Source organism: Halopiger goleimassiliensis (assembly GCF_000455345.1).
In the GTDB taxonomy this organism is placed as follows: domain Archaea; phylum Halobacteriota; class Halobacteria; order Halobacteriales; family Natrialbaceae; genus Halopiger_A; species Halopiger_A goleimassiliensis.
Genome location: NZ_HG315690.1, coordinates 1889570 through 1906961, shown reverse-complemented (window position 1 = coordinate 1906961; position 17392 = coordinate 1889570). Strand labels below are relative to the sequence as shown.

The following is a 17392-nucleotide window of genomic DNA, read 5'->3' as shown; positions in this document are numbered from 1 at the left end:
GGTACCACCCCGCAGTTTCGCTCGAGAACCCGTCACCGTGTACCATATGCGAGTGTTTCCCAAAGGCGTGATTATCTCCATTCCTTGCTCGCAAATGCAGCATAAAGGGGGCGGATCGGTCTGTCGCGGCGGGATCGTCACGGAGACGGTCGCGGTTTGCCGCGGCGAACCGGATGCTGAAACCCCACGTCGATCACTCGAGCGGGCTCATCATGCATACGCGTGCCGCGGAACTAAGTGCCGTTTTCTGGTGTGTGGACCCGTGTTCCCGTCGTATTCTCGATCAGTTCGGAGAGAGGAGCGAACGGGTGCGTCGACGCCGCCACCGGAGCTGATCGGATCGTGACCGACGTCGGCTACCACGTCTCCCACGAGCAGTTCGCGCCGAGCGACCTCCTCGAGTGGGTCCGGCGCGCGGACGAGCGGGGGTTCGACCACGCGCTGGCCTCGGATCACTTCCACCCCTGGAGTGAGCGACAGGGCGAGTCGGGGTTCGTCTGGTCCTGGCTCGGATCGGCGATGGAGGCCACCGGAATGACGTTCGGGACGGTCAACGCGCCGGGCTATCGCTACCATCCCGCCATCGTCGCACAGGGGGCGGCGACGCTGCGCGAGATGTACCCCGGGCGGTTCTGGCTGGCCGTCGGCAGCGGCCAACTGCTGAACGAGGGGATCACGGGCACCGACTGGCCGATCAAACGCGAGCGAAACGCCCGTCTCGAGGAGTGCGCCGAGATCATGCGACGGCTCTGGGACGGCGAGGACGTGATCCATCACGGGCGAATCGACGTCGAACGGGCGACGCTGTACTCGCGGCCAGAGACCCCGCCGCCGCTTTTCGGCGCGGCGCTATCCGAGGAGACGGCCGCGTGGCTCGCCGAGTGGGCCGACGGCATGATCACCATCGGGACGCCGGACCACGAGGACGACGCCAACCGCATCGAGTCGTTCAACAAGAAGGCACCGGAGAAGCCGGTCTACCTGAAGGCCCAGCACTCCTACGCCGAGGACGAGGACGGCGCGCTCGAGGGCGCGTACGACCAGTGGCGCACCAACTGTGTGCCGGGAACGGTGACCCAGGAACTCCGGACGCCCGAGGACTACGACGAACTCGCCGAGCGAATCGACAGGGAGGACGTCGAGGAGAACGTCCGCGTCTCGGCCGACCTCGACGACCACCTCGCGTGGCTCGAGGCCGACCTCGAGCACGACGTCGATCGGGTGTTCGTTCACAACGTCAACACGAACCAGCCGGCGTTCATCGACGCGTTCGGGGCGGACGTGCTCCCGTCGTTCGGGTGACGGCTCCCGGGTTCGGGCGACGACGGATGCCGTACGCTCGAGCGGGTTGCCGCGGGTCGGGGTATTATACGGCCGTTCCTCCCGAGTGGGGGTATGGAGTACACCACGCTCGGATCGACCGGCACGACGGTCAGCCAGCTCTGTCTCGGGACGATGAACCTGGGGTACCAGAGCGAGGGGTGGAAGCTCGGCGAGGAGGAAAGCAGGGAGATTCTCGAGCGCGCCATCGATCTCGGGATCAACTTCATCGATACGGCAAACGTCTACCGCGGCGGGGCGAGCGAATCGATCGTCGGCGACGTGATCGCGGAGCACGACCGCGACTCGCTGGTCGTCGCGACGAAAGTCTACGGCTCGATGGACGACGACAACCCCAACGCGCAGGGGCTGTCGCGCAAGGCGATCGAGGGGGAACTGGCGAACTCGCTCGAGCGACTCGGCCTCGAGACGATCGACCTCTACCAGATCCACCGCTGGGACGACGAGACGCCGATCGAGGAGACGCTGCGGACCCTCGACGATGCGGTTCGGCGCAATCAGGTGCGGTATCTCGGCGCGTCCTCGATGTGGGCCTACCAGTTCGCCGACGCGCTTCATACGAGCGACCGCCTCGGCCTCGAGCGGTTCGTCACGATGCAGAACCACTACAACCCCGTGTATCGGGAGGAGGAGCGAGAGATGCTCCCGCTGTGCGACGCGGAAGGAATCGGCGTCATTCCCTGGAGTCCGCTGGCCCGGGGCTACCTGACCCGGCCGCACGACGAGTTCGATACGACCGCTCGCGGCAGCGAGGAGGCCGACGAGCGTGGGGATCGCCACGCCGTCTACCGGGGCGGCGGCGGCAGAGAGATCAACGAACGCGTCGCGGAACTGGCCGCCGACCGCGGCGTCTCGATGGCCCAGCTGACGATCGCCTGGCACCTCCACAACGACCACGTCACCGCGCCCATCGTCGGCGTCTCGAGCGTCGAGCAACTCGAGGAAGCCGCCGAAGCCGTCGACGTCTCGCTCTCGGAATCGGACCTCGAGTACCTCGCCGAACCGTACGAACCGGTACCGATCGTCGGCCACGACTGACGACCCACGTCCGAGAAATGGGTCACTCGCCCCACCATCGGTGAACGCAACTGATTTGGGCGGCGGTTACCTGACAACGAGCATGGATGTACGCCGCGCGAGCGAGGTGTGTGAGTCCGTCGCCGATGCGGTGGGCGACGCCGTCATCTGCGACCGCGAGTTCCTCGAAACGATTCTGGTGGGCTTCGTCGGCCGCGGACACGTCCTGCTCGAGGACGTGCCGGGGACCGGCAAGACCTTGACGGCCCGCAGCGTCGCCGACGCGCTCGGACTCTCGTTTTCGCGCATCCAGTTCACGCCCGACTTGCTGCCGGCAGACGTGACCGGGACCCACGTCTTCGACGAACAGGAGGGGACCTTCGAGTTCACCGAGGGACCGATCTTCGCGAACGTCGTGCTGGCCGACGAGATCAACCGCGCCCCGCCGAAGACCCAGTCCGCGCTGCTCGAGGCGATGGAGGAGGGACAGGTCACCGTCGACGGCGACACGCACGCGCTGCCGGAGCCGTTTTTCGTCATCGCGACCCAGAACCCCGTCGAGCAGGAGGGGACCTTCCCCCTGCCGGAGGCCCAGGTCGACCGCTTCCTCGTGAAGACCTCGATGGGCTATCCCGACGAGGCGGACGAAACCGAACTGCTCCGCCGACGGGCGGCCCGCGAGACGACCACCCCGTCGGTCGACGCCGTACTCGAGCGCGAGACGGTCGAACGGTTGCGCGAGGTGCCCGAGTCGGTCCACGTCGAGGCCGATCTGCTCGAGTACATGGTCGAAATCGCCCGGTCTACGCGGACGGACGCCCGCGTGGAGGTCGGGGTCTCCCCGCGCGGGACCCAGCGATTGTTCGAGGCCGCCCGCGCATACGCCGCCATCTCGGGCCAGGAGTTCGTCACGCCGGACGACGTCAAACGCGTCGCCGACCCCGTGTTGACCCACCGACTCGTATTGACGCCCGACGCGACCGTCGACCGGATCGAGAAGGCGGACGTGGTCTCGTCCGTGCTCGAGTCGGTGCCGGTGCCGACCGTCGACTGACTCGAGCGACCGTCCCACTCCTGCCGTCGTTCGCGCGGCCATCGACGGCGACGAGGGCAACCTCGATATATTCACGTTCGTGAATAACCTCGCCGACTATGTCAACTGTTGAGAGCACAAACACGGGGATTTTTATCGGTCCGGTCCCCTACGGACGCCCATGACTGATGGGCGGGGCGAGACTCCCCGGCGAACAGGAATGACCGAGAAGTGCGGCGTCGTCGGCGTCTCACTGAACGGTCGATCGGCGGCGCGGCCGTTGTACTACGCGCTCTACGCACTCCAGCACCGCGGGCAGGAGTCGGCCGGCATCGTCACCCACGACGGCTTCCAGCAACACAGCCACGTCGAGATGGGGCTCGTCGGCGACGTCTTCGGCGAGGACGACCTCGAGACGTTGAACGGATCGGCGGGGATCGGCCACGTCCGCTATCCGACCGCCGGGTCGGTCGACACCTCGTGTGCCCAGCCGTTTTCCGTCTCGTTCAAGAGCGGCTCGCTCGGTCTCTCCCACAACGGGAACCTCGTCAACGCCGACGAGATCCGCGAGGAACTGGCCGCCGTCGGCCACGCCTTCACCAGCGACGGCGACACCGAGGTCATCGCCCACGACCTCGCGCGCAACCTGCTCGAGGAGGACCTCGTCCGGGCCGTCAAACACACGATGGAACGGATTCACGGCTCGTACGCCCTGACGATCAGCCACGACGAGACCGTCCTCGGCGTCCGCGATCCGCAGGGCAACCGCCCGCTCTGTATCGGCGAACTCGAGGACGGCTACGTGCTGGCCTCAGAATCGGCCGCGATCGATACTCTCGACGGCGAACTGGTCCGTGACGTGCGGCCGGGCGAACTCGTCGTCCTGCAGGACGACGGACGGGGCTTCGACTCCTATCAGCTTATCGAGAAAGACCACACCGCCCACTGCTTCTTCGAGCACGTCTACTTCGCCCGTCCCGACAGCGTCATCGACGAGACGCTGGTCTACGAGGCCCGCCGGAACCTGGGCCGAAAGCTCTGGGAGGAAAGCGGCGTCGAGACCGACGTCGTGATGCCCGTCCCCGACTCCGGGCGCGCGTTCGCCTCCGGCTACGCCGACGCCGCGAGCGAGACGACGGCCGACGGCGAGCCCCGCGACGCGGACGACGACGGCGTCGAGTTCGCCGAGGGGCTGATGAAGAACCGGTACGTCGGTCGCACGTTCATCATGCCGACCCAGGACGAGCGCGAGCGCGCGGTCCGGCTGAAGCTCAACCCGATCAAGTCGACGATCGAGGGCAAGACCGTCACCGTCATCGACGACTCGATCGTCCGCGGAACGACCTCGACGCAACTCGTCGGGTTACTCAAAGACTGCGGGGCCGAGGAGGTCCACGTCCGCATCGGCGCGCCGGCGATCGTCGCCCCCTGCTACATGGGCATCGACATGGCCACCCGGGAGGAGCTGATCGCCTCGGACAAGTCGACCGACGAGATCCGCGAGGCGATCAACGCCGACAGCCTCGCCTATCTCTCGACCGACGCCGTCGCCGAGGTCCTGGGAAAGGAGCGCATCGACCTCTGTCTCGGCTGCGTCACCGGCGAGTACCCCTACGACATCGAGGACGAGGAGACCGACCGCGACGTGACCCGCCCCGACGTCGGCGAGCGAACGCTCCACGCCGACGACTGACGGTCGACTACCAGACGAACGGCACGAGCCGATACGGCGTCCGCGCCGCGTACGCGTCGTACTCCTCGAGCGCCTCGCGTAGCGCCCGTTCTTCGACCCGGATTCGATAGCCGTAGCCCGCCAGCCCGGCGGCGAGCGCCACGAGCACGCTCAACGCGTTGCCCGTCGTAATCCCGATCCCGACGAGCGACAGCAACCCGCCCGTGTAGGAGGGATGGCGAACCCATCCGTAGGGTCCGCTCTCGATCACCTCGTCGTTCGCATCGACCGTTACCTCGAGCGAGAAGGCCGCTCCGAGGGTCCAAACGGCGTACTGTCGGACGGCGACGCCGGCGAGGATTACCGCGAGACCGCACCAGAAGAGGAGCCGAGAGGTCGGCAGGGCCAGCGACGGAACGAACACCGACGCGGCCACCGCGCCGAGAACGCCGCCGATCATCCCCGCGCCGACGGCGTGTCTCGAGCCGCGGTCGCTCGCCGCCCCGGACGGACGCCCGCGGCGATAGGCGATGGACCAGTCGGAGAGCACCCAGACGCCGACGACGAGCACGAACGCGGCGGTGGCGGCGTCCGCGGAACCGATATCGGAGAGCACGGGCAGTGTTCTCGCCCGATCGGTAAAAAACGTGATCGGTAGTCAGGGGAGATCAGTACACGACGTGCAACAGCACGTAGACGACGATCCCCAGCGAGAACGAGATCAGCCACAGGCTCGCCGCGACGCGGCCGAACCGGGCGTGACTGGTACGGCGCAGTTCCTCGATCGGGTACGCGAACGCCAGCAGGAGGGCGTAGTAGACCAGCGGCACGCAGACGATCGCCAGCAGAATGTGAACCGCGAGGACCGGATAGTAGACGTACAGCGCGACCGCCTCCGGCCCGGGGAAGGGATCCGGACCGCCGGTCGCGACGAGCCGATAGAGGTAGAGGGCGAGAAACGTCGCGAACAGTCCGAACGAGGCGACCATCGCGACCCGGTGGCGATCGATCGCGCCGCGACGGATCGCCCGCCACCCGATTGCGATCGTCGCGATGGCGACCGCGCTGATCACGGCGTTGATCGTCGGAATCAGGTCGAGGACCCACTGCGGTGCGATCGGCACCGCCGAACTGGGAATCCGGTTGCCCGCGGCCGCGAAGACGACCGCGAGCGAGACGACGCTCAGGACGGCGGTCAGGGGGACGACGCGCTCTCGAGAGACGACCTGCAGGTCCATGTCTCGACCTTCGGACGCGGCAGGAAAGTCGTTACCGTCTCCCCGCCGTCGACGAAGTCGCTTCCGCGATCCCCGTGGCCGTGTTCGCGCGCTCGAGAACAGGTCCCTTCCTCGAGCGGTACGACGAGGGGAGGGAGCGAGGCCCGCTGCTCGTCGGCGGGCTCTCCCCGGCACGACGGTTCACCCTGCCAGCGCCGGATCGGGTGATTCTGGCGTCTACTCCGTGTATCACGGGACCTTCCGCTCCGGTAACCGGCCGTCGATAATCGACGTTCGCTCGTCGATGAACGTATGGTACCACGCGACGTACGTGAGGATCAGCCAGAGCGTTCGTCCCGCCGACTCGTCGCCGCGCCGGTGGGCGGTCCGGAGCGCCATCGCCTCGTCGGCGTCGACGTACGGCGCGTTCTCGAGTTTCTCCCGGGCGAACCACGTTTCGATCGCCTCGTGCTCCTCCCGGAACCAGTCCTCGACGGGCGGTCGCATCCCCATCTTCTTCCGTTCGAGGATGTCGTCGGGGAGCAGGTCGCCGACGGCGCGTTTGAGCACCCGCTTCGCAGTCCCGTCCGTGATCTTGTACTCGAGCGGCAACGAGTGGGCGAACTCGGCGATGTCGGCCGACAGAAACGGGACTCGAAGCTCCAGGGACTGCGCCATGCTCGTGTGATCGGCCTTGAACAGGTGGTAGTTGGGCAGCGTGTACCTCGTTTCGAACGCCGACATGTGCTGTTCGGGAGCCGGGTCGTCGACCCGCCCGGTCACGTCGGTGACGTACCCGCGGAGCCCCGCCGTTTCGGCGGTTTCCCCGGTGTCGAGGAACTCCTCGGGGTCCGGTCGAAACGGCATGAACCCGCAGGCGTGGTGTAACGTCACTTCGGCGTTGTCCTCGAGCCACGAATAGTACCTGAGGTACTTCTCCCCGACCGGTGCCACCGGGGCCATCGCGCCCGCGACGGTGTGAGTGAACTGCGGGAGGAAATCGACCGCTCGTTTGTACTCCGACACCCGTCGATACCGGGGATAGCCCGCGAACAGTTCGTCCGCTCCTTCACCCGCGAGGGCGACTTTGACGTCTTCGCTGGCGCGTTCCGAGAGGAGAAAGAGCGGGAGCATCTGCAGGTGGCCCGTGGGCTCGCCGAGGTACCGAATCAGGTCGTCGAACAGCTCCATCGACGACAGGTCGACGGTGACCTCGTGGTGGTTCGTTCCGAAGTGGTCCGCGACGAGCCGGGCCTCCTCGCTCTCGTCGAACTGCGGGTCCTCGAAGGAGACGGCGTAGGTCTCGAGCGGGTCCTCGGTCCGCTCAGAGGCGATGCCGACGATGGCCGACGAGTCGAGCCCGCCCGACAGGAACGCTCCGACGGGGACGTCCGCCATGAGTCGCTTTTCGACCGACCGCTCCAGCAGTTCCCGCAATCGGTCGGCCGCGCTCGCGAAGTCGAGCGTCGTCCCGCCGGTTTCGACGTCCAGCAGGTTCCAGTACGTTCGCTCCCGAACGCCGTCGGCGTCGATCCGCACCGTCTGCCCCGGTTGTACCTTTTTCACGTCCCGCAACAGCGTCTGCGAACCGGGCGCGTACTCGAGCGAAAAGTGATTGAAGACGGCCGCCGGGTCGAGCGTGCGATCGACGCCGCCGATCAGCAAGGCGGGGAGTTCGCTCCCCCACACGTAGCCGCCGTCGGCCCGTCCGTAGTACAGCGGTTTGATGCCGAGTCGGTCGCGAGCGAGAAAGACCGTCTCCGCATCCCGATCCCAGATGGAGAAGGCGAACATCCCCTCGAGGTGGTCGACCATCGCCTCGCCGTATTCCTCCCAGAGATGGACCAGGACCTCGGTATCGGACCGGCTCTCGAACCGATGGCCCTCCCGTTCGAGCGATTCTCTGAGGGCGGCGTGATTGTAGATCTCTCCGTTGAAGACGACGCTAACCGTCCCGTCTTCGTTGACCTTCGGTTGCGAACCGCCGGAAAGGTCGACGATGGAGAGCCGCCGTGCCCCCATCATTATCCCGGCGTCTCGATCGAGATACGTCCCTTCTTCGTCCGGTCCCCGGTGTTCGACCCAGTCGAGCATCGAGGAGAGGACGCTCTCATCGGCCCACCCGTACGCGCCGACGATACCGCACATGCACCGGCCTCACCACTACCACGGACATTGTAACGTCCCGCGTTCAGTACGGTAGGATCGGACTAGCCGGATCACGTCGACGACGTCTCTGACCGACCGCACTCGAGGCGGTGGCCGGCGAGGCCGCTCGTCGGGAGACGCGAGACTCGCCGCTATCCGGTGTGGGTTCCCGAAGGAAGTTGTGCGTGGGTGATGTCCCTTCGAGGGAATCACCTGCATCGTGTCGCTCGGCGGCAGACCGTCTCACGGGCAAGGCCCGTTCGACGTTCCGTGGGACCTGACGGTTCCACGCCCGCCTCGCGTTTCGCGGCCTTCGGCCGCGCTTTTTAGGTGGACTGCGTCCACCCGTGCGATGCGTGGGACCGGATTCGAACCGGCGGACCCCTACGGGACAGCGCCCTCAACGCTGCGCCGTTGGCCTGGCTTGGCTACCCACGCTCGCCGTGTCTTTCTGTCCGCACTCAATCGTATCCATCGGGGTTACAAAAGCCCTTTCTTTTTCCCCGCTGCCTGCGCCGAGGTCACACGGAACTGAGCGGAACGGAGAGTTGAAATGCGACAGTTGCCAAAAGCTACCATGGCCAAGTACTCGACGGGTTCGTCCTCCGGCGGCGGAGGGACGAACTGCGAACTCTGCGGTGCCGAAAGCGACAGGCTCAGGCGCGCGAACGTCGCCGGTGCCGAACTCGAGGTCTGTCCGGACTGTGCGCCCCACGACGACAGCCGGAAAGGCGGCAGCGAGCGCCGTGGGGGCAACGGGCAGGACGGCGGCGGAACGGGGCAGGACGACGAGCCGAACCGGAAGAAGAAGGCTGCCCAGAACGTCGCCAAAGCGAACCCCGTGTGGGACGGCGACTCCGAACACTGGGAGAAGGAGGGAACGAACTACGACGACGACCCGCTTCCGTACCTCGTCTCCGACTACGGTGACGTCGTGGTCGAGGCCCGCCAGGAGGCTGGCCTCCAGCGCGAGGAGCTCGCCGAGGAACTGGGCGTCCGCGAGCAGGACATCCTCGCGGTCGAGCAGGGCCGGGCGACTCAGGCCGGGATCGGCGGCGGCCTCATCGAGGCCTTGGAGGAGTATCTCGACGTCACGCTGTCGGAGTGACGAATCGCTGTAGACGGATCCCACTCAGCTCTCGATCGCGTCGAGGACGGCATCGTCGAGTTGTTTCGCGTCGGTGAACACGTTGCGAGTGACGAGTATCGTGTTCGCGACGACCGTCAGCCCGCTGGCTCCGAACAGCATCAGCATGACGGCGAACTGGTACTGGGCGGCGTAGATCGGATTTTCGCCGGCGATAATCATCCCCGCCATCAGCCCCGGAATCTTGACGATCCCGAGGCTCCTGATGCTGTCGAGCACCGGGATGAGCGACGCGTAGATGCTCGTCGAGACGTGCTCGCGGATCGCCCGTTCCGGTGCCGCTCCGACGCTCAGGGCCGCCTCGATCCGCGAGCGGTTCTCCACGAGTTCGCCCGTGAACCGGTCGAGCAACAGCGAGTTCGTCTGCATCGCGTTGGCGATGATCATGCCGCCGATGACGATCATGTCCCGCATCGTCGCGTCGATGACGCCCGCCAGCGTCATCGTCGCGATGACGAGGCCAGCCCCGAAGCCGATCGAGACGACGGACGTGCGGAAGACGCCCGGAATGGCAGCGCCGCGCTCGTGGGAGATCCACGCCGCGACGCAGAGCATCACCGACAATGCCACGGCGGCCCACGCGATGTGTGCGACCAGCAGCATGCCGATCACTGCGCCGGCGGCGGTAATCTGGACGAGTCCCTGCACGGCCGTCCGGACGACTTCCCGTTCGAACCCGAGATCCCGGACGTAGATCACGCCCAAAACGAGGAACGCGAGGAAGACGGCGGCCAGGATCTGAACGAACCCGCGGAGAACGACCGGGTCGGTCGCGTGCTCGAAGAAACTCTCGAGCGCGTCTGCGGTGGTCGTCATTCAGGCGAAAACCTCCGCCGGACCCCCGCTTTCGACGATTCGGCCGTCGGCGAATCTGACGACGCGGTCGCCGAGTCGCGTCGCCTGTGCGGTGTCGTGGGTGACCAGAACGCAGGTCAGGTCGTCGTCCCGGATCAACTCCGCGAGGAGGTCCTCGATCCGCGCCTCGGTCTCAGCGTCGAGGTGGGCGGTCGGTTCGTCGAGGAGGAGCACCTCGGGATCGACGTAGAGCGTCCGTGCGATAGACACGCGCTGGCGCTCTCCACCCGAGAGGTCCGCGACGTCGCGATGCTCGTAGCCCGACAGCCCCATTCGCGAGAGGAGCGTCGATACGCGCTCACGATCGATCGAATCGTCTCCGAGGCGTGCCCCGGCCGCGACGTTCTCGGCCACCGTACCCGGGTGGAGGGCTGGATCCTGCGGGATCAAACCGACCCGTCGTCGAAGGTGCTGGGGGTCGAACTCCCGATAGTCGGTCCCGTCGAGGAAGACGGTCCCCTCGGTGGGTTCGTCGAGCCGGTTGAGCAGGCGGAGAAACGATGATTTGCCCGCACCGGACGGTCCCACGACGGCAACGACGGTCGAGGGTCGGACGCGGACGGAGACGTCGTCGACGACTCGCTCGCCGTCGATTACCCGCGAGAGACCGTCCGTTTCGAGTTTCGCTTCCATCGAACCGAACTGATGACGTGATCGAAAAAAGTCCATCGTCCCCCGGGTCGAGTACCACCCCACGGCGTCGAATCGGCGAGCAGACTTTTAGGACCTCCCGACAGAGTTCAACCGATGAGTGGGCAACGGGCAGCAGCGGAGCCCTACGTCACGCGGTTCGAAACCGAAGTCACCTCGGTCGACGGCCGCCGCGTCTGGCTGGATCGCAGCTACTTCTACGCCGAGAGCGGCGGCCAGCCGGCCGACCGCGGTACGATCGGCGACGTCGACGTCGTCGACGTCCAGCTCGAGGATGGAGAACCGGTACACTACCTGGCCGCGGAACCGTCCTTCTCGGTCGGCCATCGCGTCCTCTGTGCCGTCGACTGGTCGTTCCGGATGTACTGCATGCGGGCACACACCGCCAGTCACGTCCTCTACGGTGCGGGCCGTCGGCTCTTCGACGATCTCGACTACGCCGGGTTCGACATCGACGAGCAGCGGATTCGAGTCGACCTCGAGACCGACTCCGAGATCGACGACGAGACGCTGATCGATCTCGAGCGGCGGGTCAACCGCGTCGTCTGGGACTCCCAGTCAGTCTCGTGGGAGTCGGTGCCGGTCGCGGAGGTCCGCGAGCGCGAGGACGTCGCGTTCAACGAGGCGACCGAGGACGGCGCGTTCGGGAAGGGCCGCGTTCGACTGGTCACGATCGGCGGGGGCGACGAGAACGGGGCCGACCGGACGACCGGATTCGGGAGCGGGACGACCGTGGCCGTCTCGAGCGACGGCGGCGAGTCGGTGACCGAAGCCGACGCCGAGGACGTCTGGGACGTCGCCGCCTGTGGCGGCACCCACGTCAGGAACACCCGCGAGATCGGCCCGATTTCCGTTCTCGGACGGGCGAACCCCGGTGCCGGGGTAACCCGGGTCGAACTCGCCGTCGGGCCACCGGCGATCGATCACCGGACGGACGAAAAGCGGGCCGCGTTCGACGCGAAGCGCCAACTCGGCACGTCGCTCGAGGACGTCCCCGACGATCTCGAGCGAGTGGTCGACGAACGCGAGCGCCTGGCCGATCGGCTCGAGGACCGCGAACGCGAACTCGCGATTGAGCGGCTTCGGCAGGCCGAACCGATCGACAGCGACGGCGACCGTTTGTTCGTCGCTGACGCGGGCGATCTTTCCACGGAGGTAGCGAAAGCCGCCGTCCGCGAACGGATCGACGCGATCGAGGGAGACGACACGTCCGGAAACGAGGACGAGTCGGACGTGGTTGTCGCCGTCGGGGACGTCGACGGAACCTACGTCGTCGTCGGCGCACCCGGTGAGCGATCCGCGACGACCGTCGTGGACGACCTCGCCGATACGTTCGGCGGCGGCGGGGGTGGCTCCGAGCGAATCGCCCAGGGTGGCGGTTTCGACGCCTCGCTCGAGGACGTTCGCGACGCGCTCGAGTAGTATCGCGGCCGACGTCCCGTTCTACGGTCGTTCTCCCGGTGGTACTCCGGCACCGAACCCTCCTGGGAAACCGTATTGAGGGCGGAGCGCGAAGCCGGTGGTAGACTGATGTCCAACGAACAACAGGTCCTCGATCGCATCGTCGAGAACGGCGTCATCGCGGTGCTTCGGGGGCTCGAGGAAGACGACATCGTCCCGGTCGCACGGGCACTGGTCGATGCGGGCGTCGGAGCGATCGAGGTCACGGCCGACGACGCACACACGCGGCCGAAGATCGCCGCCATCGACCGCGAACTGGCGGACGACGAGGCGGTCGTCGGTGCCGGAACGGTTCTCGACGCGCCGACTGCGCAATCGGTGATCGACGCCGGCGCGACGTTCGTCGTCTCGCCGGGGATCGACCCCGACGTCGTCAGCACGTGTAATCGCCACGGCGTACTCGCTATGCCGGGCGTGATGACGCCCACCGAGGCGATCACGGCGCTGGAGGCCGGCGCGGACGCGCTGAAACTGTTCCCGGCGACGACCGTCGGCCCCGATCACATCGGCGCAATTCGGGGTCCCCTCGGCGACGTCGACGTGATCCCGACGGGCGGTATCACGGCGAACAACGCCGGCGATTACCTCGAAGCAGGTGCCGTCGCCGTCGGGGCCGGGAGCGCCCTGATCGACTACGAGGCCATCGCGGACGGCGACATGGACCGCGTCCGCGAAACCGCCGCGTCGTTCGTCGATGCGGTCGAGACGGCCCGAGACCGCTAGTAGGGTCTCGGCTTCGGGACCCGATCCGGTCGGGTTCGGAACCGGAGCGATAGCCGGTCGCGTTCTCCGGATCAGGTCGTGGGGCAGCCGAAGGTTACTGGTGCTCGCGTATCGCCGTTCAAGATCGTCCCGTGGACCGTGCTCTCTTCCGCTGACAGGGTTACGACGTGGTCGACTCGAGCCGAACTGTCCGAATTTGGAACGGTGATCTCAGCGGCCGAGCACGTCCCTGAGAACAGCCCCCGCTCGAGAACCTTCGAGAGTGCCTGACTCGGCGGTCCACGAGGGAGGGAACAACGGGACCGTCCGCTCGAGGGAAACGTACTGCCGGTCCCGAAGCGACGTTCAAACATTTACTACAGGATGGGTAAATCATTTATTCGCCGGAGTGCTGGGTACGGGTATGAAAGCGATCGCTGTCGAACCGGGGTCCGGCGACCCCTCGCTGATCGATCTCCCGCGCCCCGAACCCGGCCCCGGCGAGGCCCTCGTCCGGACGCTCCGGGTGGGCGTCGACGGGACCGACCACGAGGTCATCGCCGGCCACCACGGGGACCTTCCGGACGGTGCGGACCGTCTCGTTCTCGGGCACGAGGCCGTCGGCGTCGTCGACGACCCGAACGGTACCGACCTGGAGGACGGGCAAATCGTCGTCCCGACCGTCCGCAGGCCGCCGGAGGGACCGAACGAGTACTTCGAGCGCGGCGAACCGGATATGGCCCCCAGCGGCGCGTACCTCGAACGCGGCATCGTCGGCGCTCACGGCTTCATGGCGGAGTACTTCACGAGCCCCGCGGAGTACCTCGTTCCCATCCCCGAGGACCTCGCCCACCTCGGTTTCCTCGTCGAACCGATCAGCATCACCGAGAAGGCCATAGAACACGCCGTCGCCTCCCGGTCGGCGTTCGACTGGGACCTCGAGTCGGCACTCGTGCTGGGCAACGGCTCGCTCGGTCTGCTGACGCTTGCCATGTTCGAGAAGGTCCACGATGTCGACCGCACCTACTGTCTCGGTCGGCGCGACCGCCCCGATCCCTCGATCGACCTCATCGAGGAACTGGGGTCGACCTACGTCGACTCCCGGGAGACGCCGGTTTCGGAGATTCCCGAGGTCCACGAGGGAGTCGACCTCGTCTACGAGGCCACCGGCTACGCGAAACACGCCTTCGAGACGGTCGACGCGCTCGCGCCCAACGGCGTCGGGGTGTTGCTGGGCGTCCCCGAACCCTGGGAGTTCGAGGTCGACGGCGGCCGCCTTCACCGGGAACTGGTCCTCCACAACAAGGCCCTGCTGGGGACCGTCAACTCCAATCGCGGTCACTTCGAAGCCGCGACCGACACGCTCGCGCAGTTGCCCGACTCCTTCCTCGAGGACCTCGTGACGGGCGTCTACGGCCTCGAGTCGTTCGAGGCGGCGTTCGACTCGGGCGACGAGGTTATCAAGACGGCCGTCGAGTTCGACACCATCTGAACCGGCCGTTCGATGGTCGTCCGTCGGTCGTCGCTCGGTCCTCTAGTGCAGCCGGAAGATGCAAACTATTACTATCTTTGAAGTAATTATTTTTACACATGGGTGTCGACTACACGCAGCTACACGACCCGAACGCCGAGTACACGATGCGGGACCTCTCGGCGGAGACGATGAACGTCACCCGGGAGCGCGGCGGCGGTCGCGACGTCGAGATCACCGACGTCCAGACGACGATGGTCGACGGGAACTTCCCCTGGACGCTCGTCCGGATCTACACCGACGCCGGCATCGTCGGTACCGGCGAGGCCTACTGGGGGGCCGGCGCGCCCGAACTCATCGAGCGCATGACGCCGTTCCTGCAGGGCGAGAACCCGCTGGACATCGATCGGCTCACCGAGCACCTCGTCCAGAAGATGTCCGGCGAGGGATCGATCGGCGGCGTCACCGTCACCGCCATCTCGGGCATCGAGGTCGCCCTGCACGATCTGGCGGGGAAGATCCTCGACGTGCCCGCCTACCAGTTGCTGGGCGGGAAGTACCGCGACGAGATGCGGGTCTACTGCGACTGTCACACGGAGGAGGAGGCCGACCCCGTCGCCTGTGCCGACGAGGCCGAGCGCGTCGTCGAGGAACTGGGCTTCGACGCCCTCAAATTCGACCTCGACGTCCCCTCGGGCCACGAGAAGGACCGCGCGAACCGCCACCTGCGCGACGTCGAGATCGAACACAAGGCCTCGATCGTCGAGGCGATCACCGAACGCGTCGGCCATCGGGCCGACGTCGCCTTCGACTGTCACTGGTCCTTTTCCGGCGGGTCGGCCAAGCGGCTGGCCGACCGCCTCGAGGAGTACGACGTCTGGTGGCTCGAGGACCCGGTGCCGCCGGAGAACCACGACGTCCAGCGGGAGGTCACCCAATCGACCACGACGCCGATCACCGTCGGCGAGAACGTCTACCGAAACCACGGCCAGCGACGCCTGATCGAAGAGCAAGCGATCGACATCATCGCCCCCGACATGCCCAAAGTGGGTGGGATGCGCGAGACGGCCAAGATCGCCGACCTCGCGGACCTCTACTACGTTCCCGTCGCTATGCACAACGTCGCGTCGCCGGTCGCGACGGTCGCCAGCGCCCACGTCGGCGCGGCGGTCTCGAACGCGTTGGCCGTCGAGTACCACTCCTACGAACTCGGGTGGTGGGAGGACCTCGTCGAGGAAGACGTCATCGAGGACGGCTACATCGAGATCCCCGAAGAGCCGGGGCTGGGCGTCACCCTCGACATGGACGCCGTCGCCGAACACATGGTCGAGGGGGAGGAACTCTTCGACGAGGCCTAGGGCTCGAGTCGTCGATACGTGAAATGCGGGACCCCGATCGACGGTCGCCGTTTCGACCCGATTTCCACCGGCGTGCGTCGCGAAGGGCCGGCCAGCAACGGTCGGGCGCATTTCCCGGGGGTCGAGGGGTTGGCGGTGCTGGTGTTGATTTTATGACGTTCGTCGGGGTGTCATTCCGCGTGACGCCGAATCGGACATCGCTCAGTCGCAGGCGGCTACTTCGGAGCGTCGGCGCTGGCACGGCGGCGCTCGGGTTCGTCGGCACCGGGTCGAGCATCGGACGAGCGGACGATGGAGACGACCTGACCGACTCCGACAGCGACGATAGGACCGACTCCGAGGGAGGACAGTATACGGCCGTCTACGAGGAAACGATCGACGACGTCGTCCTCGTTACGGTCGCTGGCGTCGACGAGGAGACGCCCGGCGGTCTCGGCTCGGGGTTCGTGGTGGACGACTACGTCGTGACGAACGATCACGTCGTCCAAGGGGCTTCCGAGGTCGAACTCCAGTTCAGCGACGAACAGTGGCGCACCGCAACCGTCGTCGGGACGGACACGTACAGCGACCTCGCCGTCCTCGAGGTCGAGGACTTCCCCGACCCGGTGGACGGACTGGCGTTCGCGGACGAGCAAGCCGCCATCGGGCAGGAAGTGCTGGCGCTTGGCAACCCGCTCGGGTTCGACGCCTCGGTCTCCCGGGGAATCGTCAGCGGCGTCGGCCGGTCGCTCCCGAGTCCCACCGGCTTCTCGATACCGGCGGCGATCCAGACGGACGCCCCCGTCGATCCCGGTAACAGCGGCGGCCCGCTCGTGAACCTCGAGGGCGACGTCCTCGGCGTCGTCTTCGCCGGTGCCGGTCGAGGGATCGGCTTCGCCATCTCGGCCGCGTTGGCCGAGCGGGTGATCCCTTCGCTGATCGAGGAGGGAACGTACCAGCATGCGTTCATGGGCGTCGGCGTAGAGCCGGTTGGTCCCGTACTCGCCGAGGCGAACGACCTCGAGGAGCCACGCGGCGTCATGATCGTCCGGGTTACGCCGAACGGACCTGCCGACGGCGTCCTCGAGCCGGCCACCGACCTGGTGGCCGTCGACGGTGCGCCGGTCCCTGTCGGTGGCGACGTGGTGGTCGCGATCGACGGCGAACCGATCCCGAACCAGGATCGGCTCTCCTCGTACCTCGCGCTCGAGACCTCGCCCGGCGACGAGATCGAGGTCGAGGTCGTCCGCGAGGGTGAGCGTGAGACCGTTGTGCTGACGCTCGAGGAGCGCCCGCCCGTCGACCTTCCGTAGCGCGCCGTCGAACCGGTACCGACGGGC

Annotated in this window: 15 protein-coding genes and 1 tRNA gene; 10 read left to right on the top strand and 6 right to left on the bottom strand. The window is 66.8% G+C overall.

Going from position 1 to position 17392, the window contains the following annotated elements:
• The first annotated feature begins 342 nt into the window (after positions 1 to 342).
• The 4 genes from TX79_RS09325 (at position 343) to purF (ending at position 5084) form a co-directional block, all read left to right on the top strand.
• Positions 343 to 1302: a TIGR03885 family FMN-dependent LLM class oxidoreductase gene (locus tag TX79_RS09325; RefSeq protein WP_049927177.1), complete on the top strand. Its 960-nt coding sequence runs from the start codon at positions 343 to 345 to the stop codon at positions 1300 to 1302.
• A gap of 93 nt (positions 1303 to 1395) precedes the next feature.
• Positions 1396 to 2379, top strand: a complete 984-nt coding sequence (locus TX79_RS09320; protein WP_049927176.1) for an aldo/keto reductase — start codon at positions 1396 to 1398, stop codon at positions 2377 to 2379.
• Between the two features lie 82 nt (positions 2380 to 2461).
• On the top strand, positions 2462 to 3412 hold the full coding sequence (locus TX79_RS09315; protein ID WP_049927175.1) for an AAA family ATPase: 951 nt from the start codon (positions 2462 to 2464) through the stop codon (positions 3410 to 3412).
• Positions 3413 to 3611: 199 nt separating this feature from the next.
• Positions 3612 to 5084: an amidophosphoribosyltransferase gene (gene purF / locus TX79_RS09310; protein ID WP_049927174.1), complete on the top strand. Its 1473-nt coding sequence runs from the start codon at positions 3612 to 3614 to the stop codon at positions 5082 to 5084.
• Between the two features lie 7 nt (positions 5085 to 5091).
• Here purF and TX79_RS09305 read toward each other — a convergent pair whose 3' ends face one another.
• From TX79_RS09305 to TX79_RS09290, 4 genes are all read right to left on the bottom strand, one after another.
• Positions 5092 to 5679 carry a methyltransferase family protein gene (locus tag TX79_RS09305; protein WP_049927173.1) on the bottom strand — a complete coding sequence of 196 codons (588 nt, stop codon included), beginning with the start codon at positions 5677 to 5679 and terminating at the stop codon, positions 5092 to 5094.
• Positions 5680 to 5731: 52 nt separating this feature from the next.
• The gene (locus TX79_RS09300; protein WP_049928341.1) at positions 5732 to 6295 is read right to left on the bottom strand and encodes a DUF420 domain-containing protein; all 564 of its coding nucleotides are present in this window, start codon (positions 6293 to 6295) and stop codon (positions 5732 to 5734) included.
• Between the two features lie 234 nt (positions 6296 to 6529).
• On the bottom strand, positions 6530 to 8428 hold the full coding sequence (gene asnB / locus TX79_RS09295; RefSeq protein ID WP_049927172.1) for an asparagine synthase (glutamine-hydrolyzing): 1899 nt from the start codon (positions 8426 to 8428) through the stop codon (positions 6530 to 6532).
• A gap of 353 nt (positions 8429 to 8781) precedes the next feature.
• Positions 8782 to 8866, bottom strand: a tRNA-Leu gene (locus TX79_RS09290).
• A gap of 139 nt (positions 8867 to 9005) precedes the next feature.
• Here TX79_RS09290 and TX79_RS09285 point away from each other — a divergent pair.
• The gene (locus tag TX79_RS09285; RefSeq protein WP_049927171.1) at positions 9006 to 9536 is read left to right on the top strand and encodes a helix-turn-helix domain-containing protein; all 531 of its coding nucleotides are present in this window, start codon (positions 9006 to 9008) and stop codon (positions 9534 to 9536) included.
• A gap of 24 nt (positions 9537 to 9560) precedes the next feature.
• Here TX79_RS09285 and TX79_RS09280 read toward each other — a convergent pair whose 3' ends face one another.
• Together TX79_RS09280 and TX79_RS09275 are read right to left on the bottom strand one after the other, a co-directional pair.
• Positions 9561 to 10391 (bottom strand): ABC transporter permease, encoded by an 831-nt coding sequence (locus TX79_RS09280; RefSeq protein WP_049927170.1) that lies wholly within the window; start codon positions 10389 to 10391, stop codon positions 9561 to 9563.
• Positions 10392 to 11063 (bottom strand): ABC transporter ATP-binding protein, encoded by a 672-nt coding sequence (locus TX79_RS09275; RefSeq protein ID WP_049927169.1) that lies wholly within the window; start codon positions 11061 to 11063, stop codon positions 10392 to 10394. It lies immediately after the preceding gene.
• Positions 11064 to 11177: 114 nt separating this feature from the next.
• Here TX79_RS09275 and TX79_RS09270 point away from each other — a divergent pair, with 114 nt between their 5' ends.
• From TX79_RS09270 to TX79_RS09250, 5 genes are all read left to right on the top strand, one after another.
• Positions 11178 to 12503 carry a serine-tRNA(Ala) deacylase AlaX gene (locus TX79_RS09270; protein ID WP_049927168.1) on the top strand — a complete coding sequence of 442 codons (1326 nt, stop codon included), beginning with the start codon at positions 11178 to 11180 and terminating at the stop codon, positions 12501 to 12503.
• A gap of 108 nt (positions 12504 to 12611) precedes the next feature.
• Complete coding sequence (locus TX79_RS09265) at positions 12612 to 13265, top strand: bifunctional 4-hydroxy-2-oxoglutarate aldolase/2-dehydro-3-deoxy-phosphogluconate aldolase (RefSeq protein ID WP_049927167.1); 654 nt, start codon at positions 12612 to 12614, stop codon at positions 13263 to 13265.
• Positions 13266 to 13668: 403 nt separating this feature from the next.
• The gene (locus tag TX79_RS09260; protein ID WP_049927166.1) at positions 13669 to 14736 is read left to right on the top strand and encodes a glucose 1-dehydrogenase; all 1068 of its coding nucleotides are present in this window, start codon (positions 13669 to 13671) and stop codon (positions 14734 to 14736) included.
• Between the two features lie 98 nt (positions 14737 to 14834).
• Positions 14835 to 16073: a mandelate racemase/muconate lactonizing enzyme family protein gene (locus TX79_RS09255; RefSeq protein WP_049927165.1), complete on the top strand. Its 1239-nt coding sequence runs from the start codon at positions 14835 to 14837 to the stop codon at positions 16071 to 16073.
• A 179-nt stretch (positions 16074 to 16252) separates the two neighbouring features.
• Positions 16253 to 17365 carry a S1C family serine protease gene (locus tag TX79_RS09250; protein WP_049928340.1) on the top strand — a complete coding sequence of 371 codons (1113 nt, stop codon included), beginning with the start codon at positions 16253 to 16255 and terminating at the stop codon, positions 17363 to 17365.
• The last annotated feature ends 27 nt before the right edge of the window (positions 17366 to 17392 follow it).

Excerpts from the sequence above, each read along its gene's own strand:
- TX79_RS09320 (WP_049927176.1), top strand. The coding sequence starts at position 1,396 with ATGGAGTACACCACGCTCGGATCGACCGGCACGACGGTCAGCCAGCTC.
- TX79_RS09315 (WP_049927175.1), top strand. The coding sequence starts at position 2,462 with ATGGATGTACGCCGCGCGAGCGAGGTGTGTGAGTCCGTCGCCGATGCG.
- purF (WP_049927174.1), top strand. The coding sequence starts at position 3,612 with ATGACCGAGAAGTGCGGCGTCGTCGGCGTCTCACTGAACGGTCGATCG.
- asnB (WP_049927172.1), bottom strand. The coding sequence starts at position 8,428 with ATGTGCGGTATCGTCGGCGCGTACGGGTGGGCCGATGAGAGCGTCCTC.
- TX79_RS09285 (WP_049927171.1), top strand. The coding sequence starts at position 9,006 with ATGGCCAAGTACTCGACGGGTTCGTCCTCCGGCGGCGGAGGGACGAAC.
- TX79_RS09280 (WP_049927170.1), bottom strand. The coding sequence starts at position 10,391 with ATGACGACCACCGCAGACGCGCTCGAGAGTTTCTTCGAGCACGCGACC.
- TX79_RS09275 (WP_049927169.1), bottom strand. The coding sequence starts at position 11,063 with ATGGAAGCGAAACTCGAAACGGACGGTCTCTCGCGGGTAATCGACGGC.
- TX79_RS09270 (WP_049927168.1), top strand. The coding sequence starts at position 11,178 with ATGAGTGGGCAACGGGCAGCAGCGGAGCCCTACGTCACGCGGTTCGAA.
- TX79_RS09265 (WP_049927167.1), top strand. The coding sequence starts at position 12,612 with ATGTCCAACGAACAACAGGTCCTCGATCGCATCGTCGAGAACGGCGTC.
- TX79_RS09260 (WP_049927166.1), top strand. The coding sequence starts at position 13,669 with ATGAAAGCGATCGCTGTCGAACCGGGGTCCGGCGACCCCTCGCTGATC.
- TX79_RS09255 (WP_049927165.1), top strand. The coding sequence starts at position 14,835 with ATGGGTGTCGACTACACGCAGCTACACGACCCGAACGCCGAGTACACG.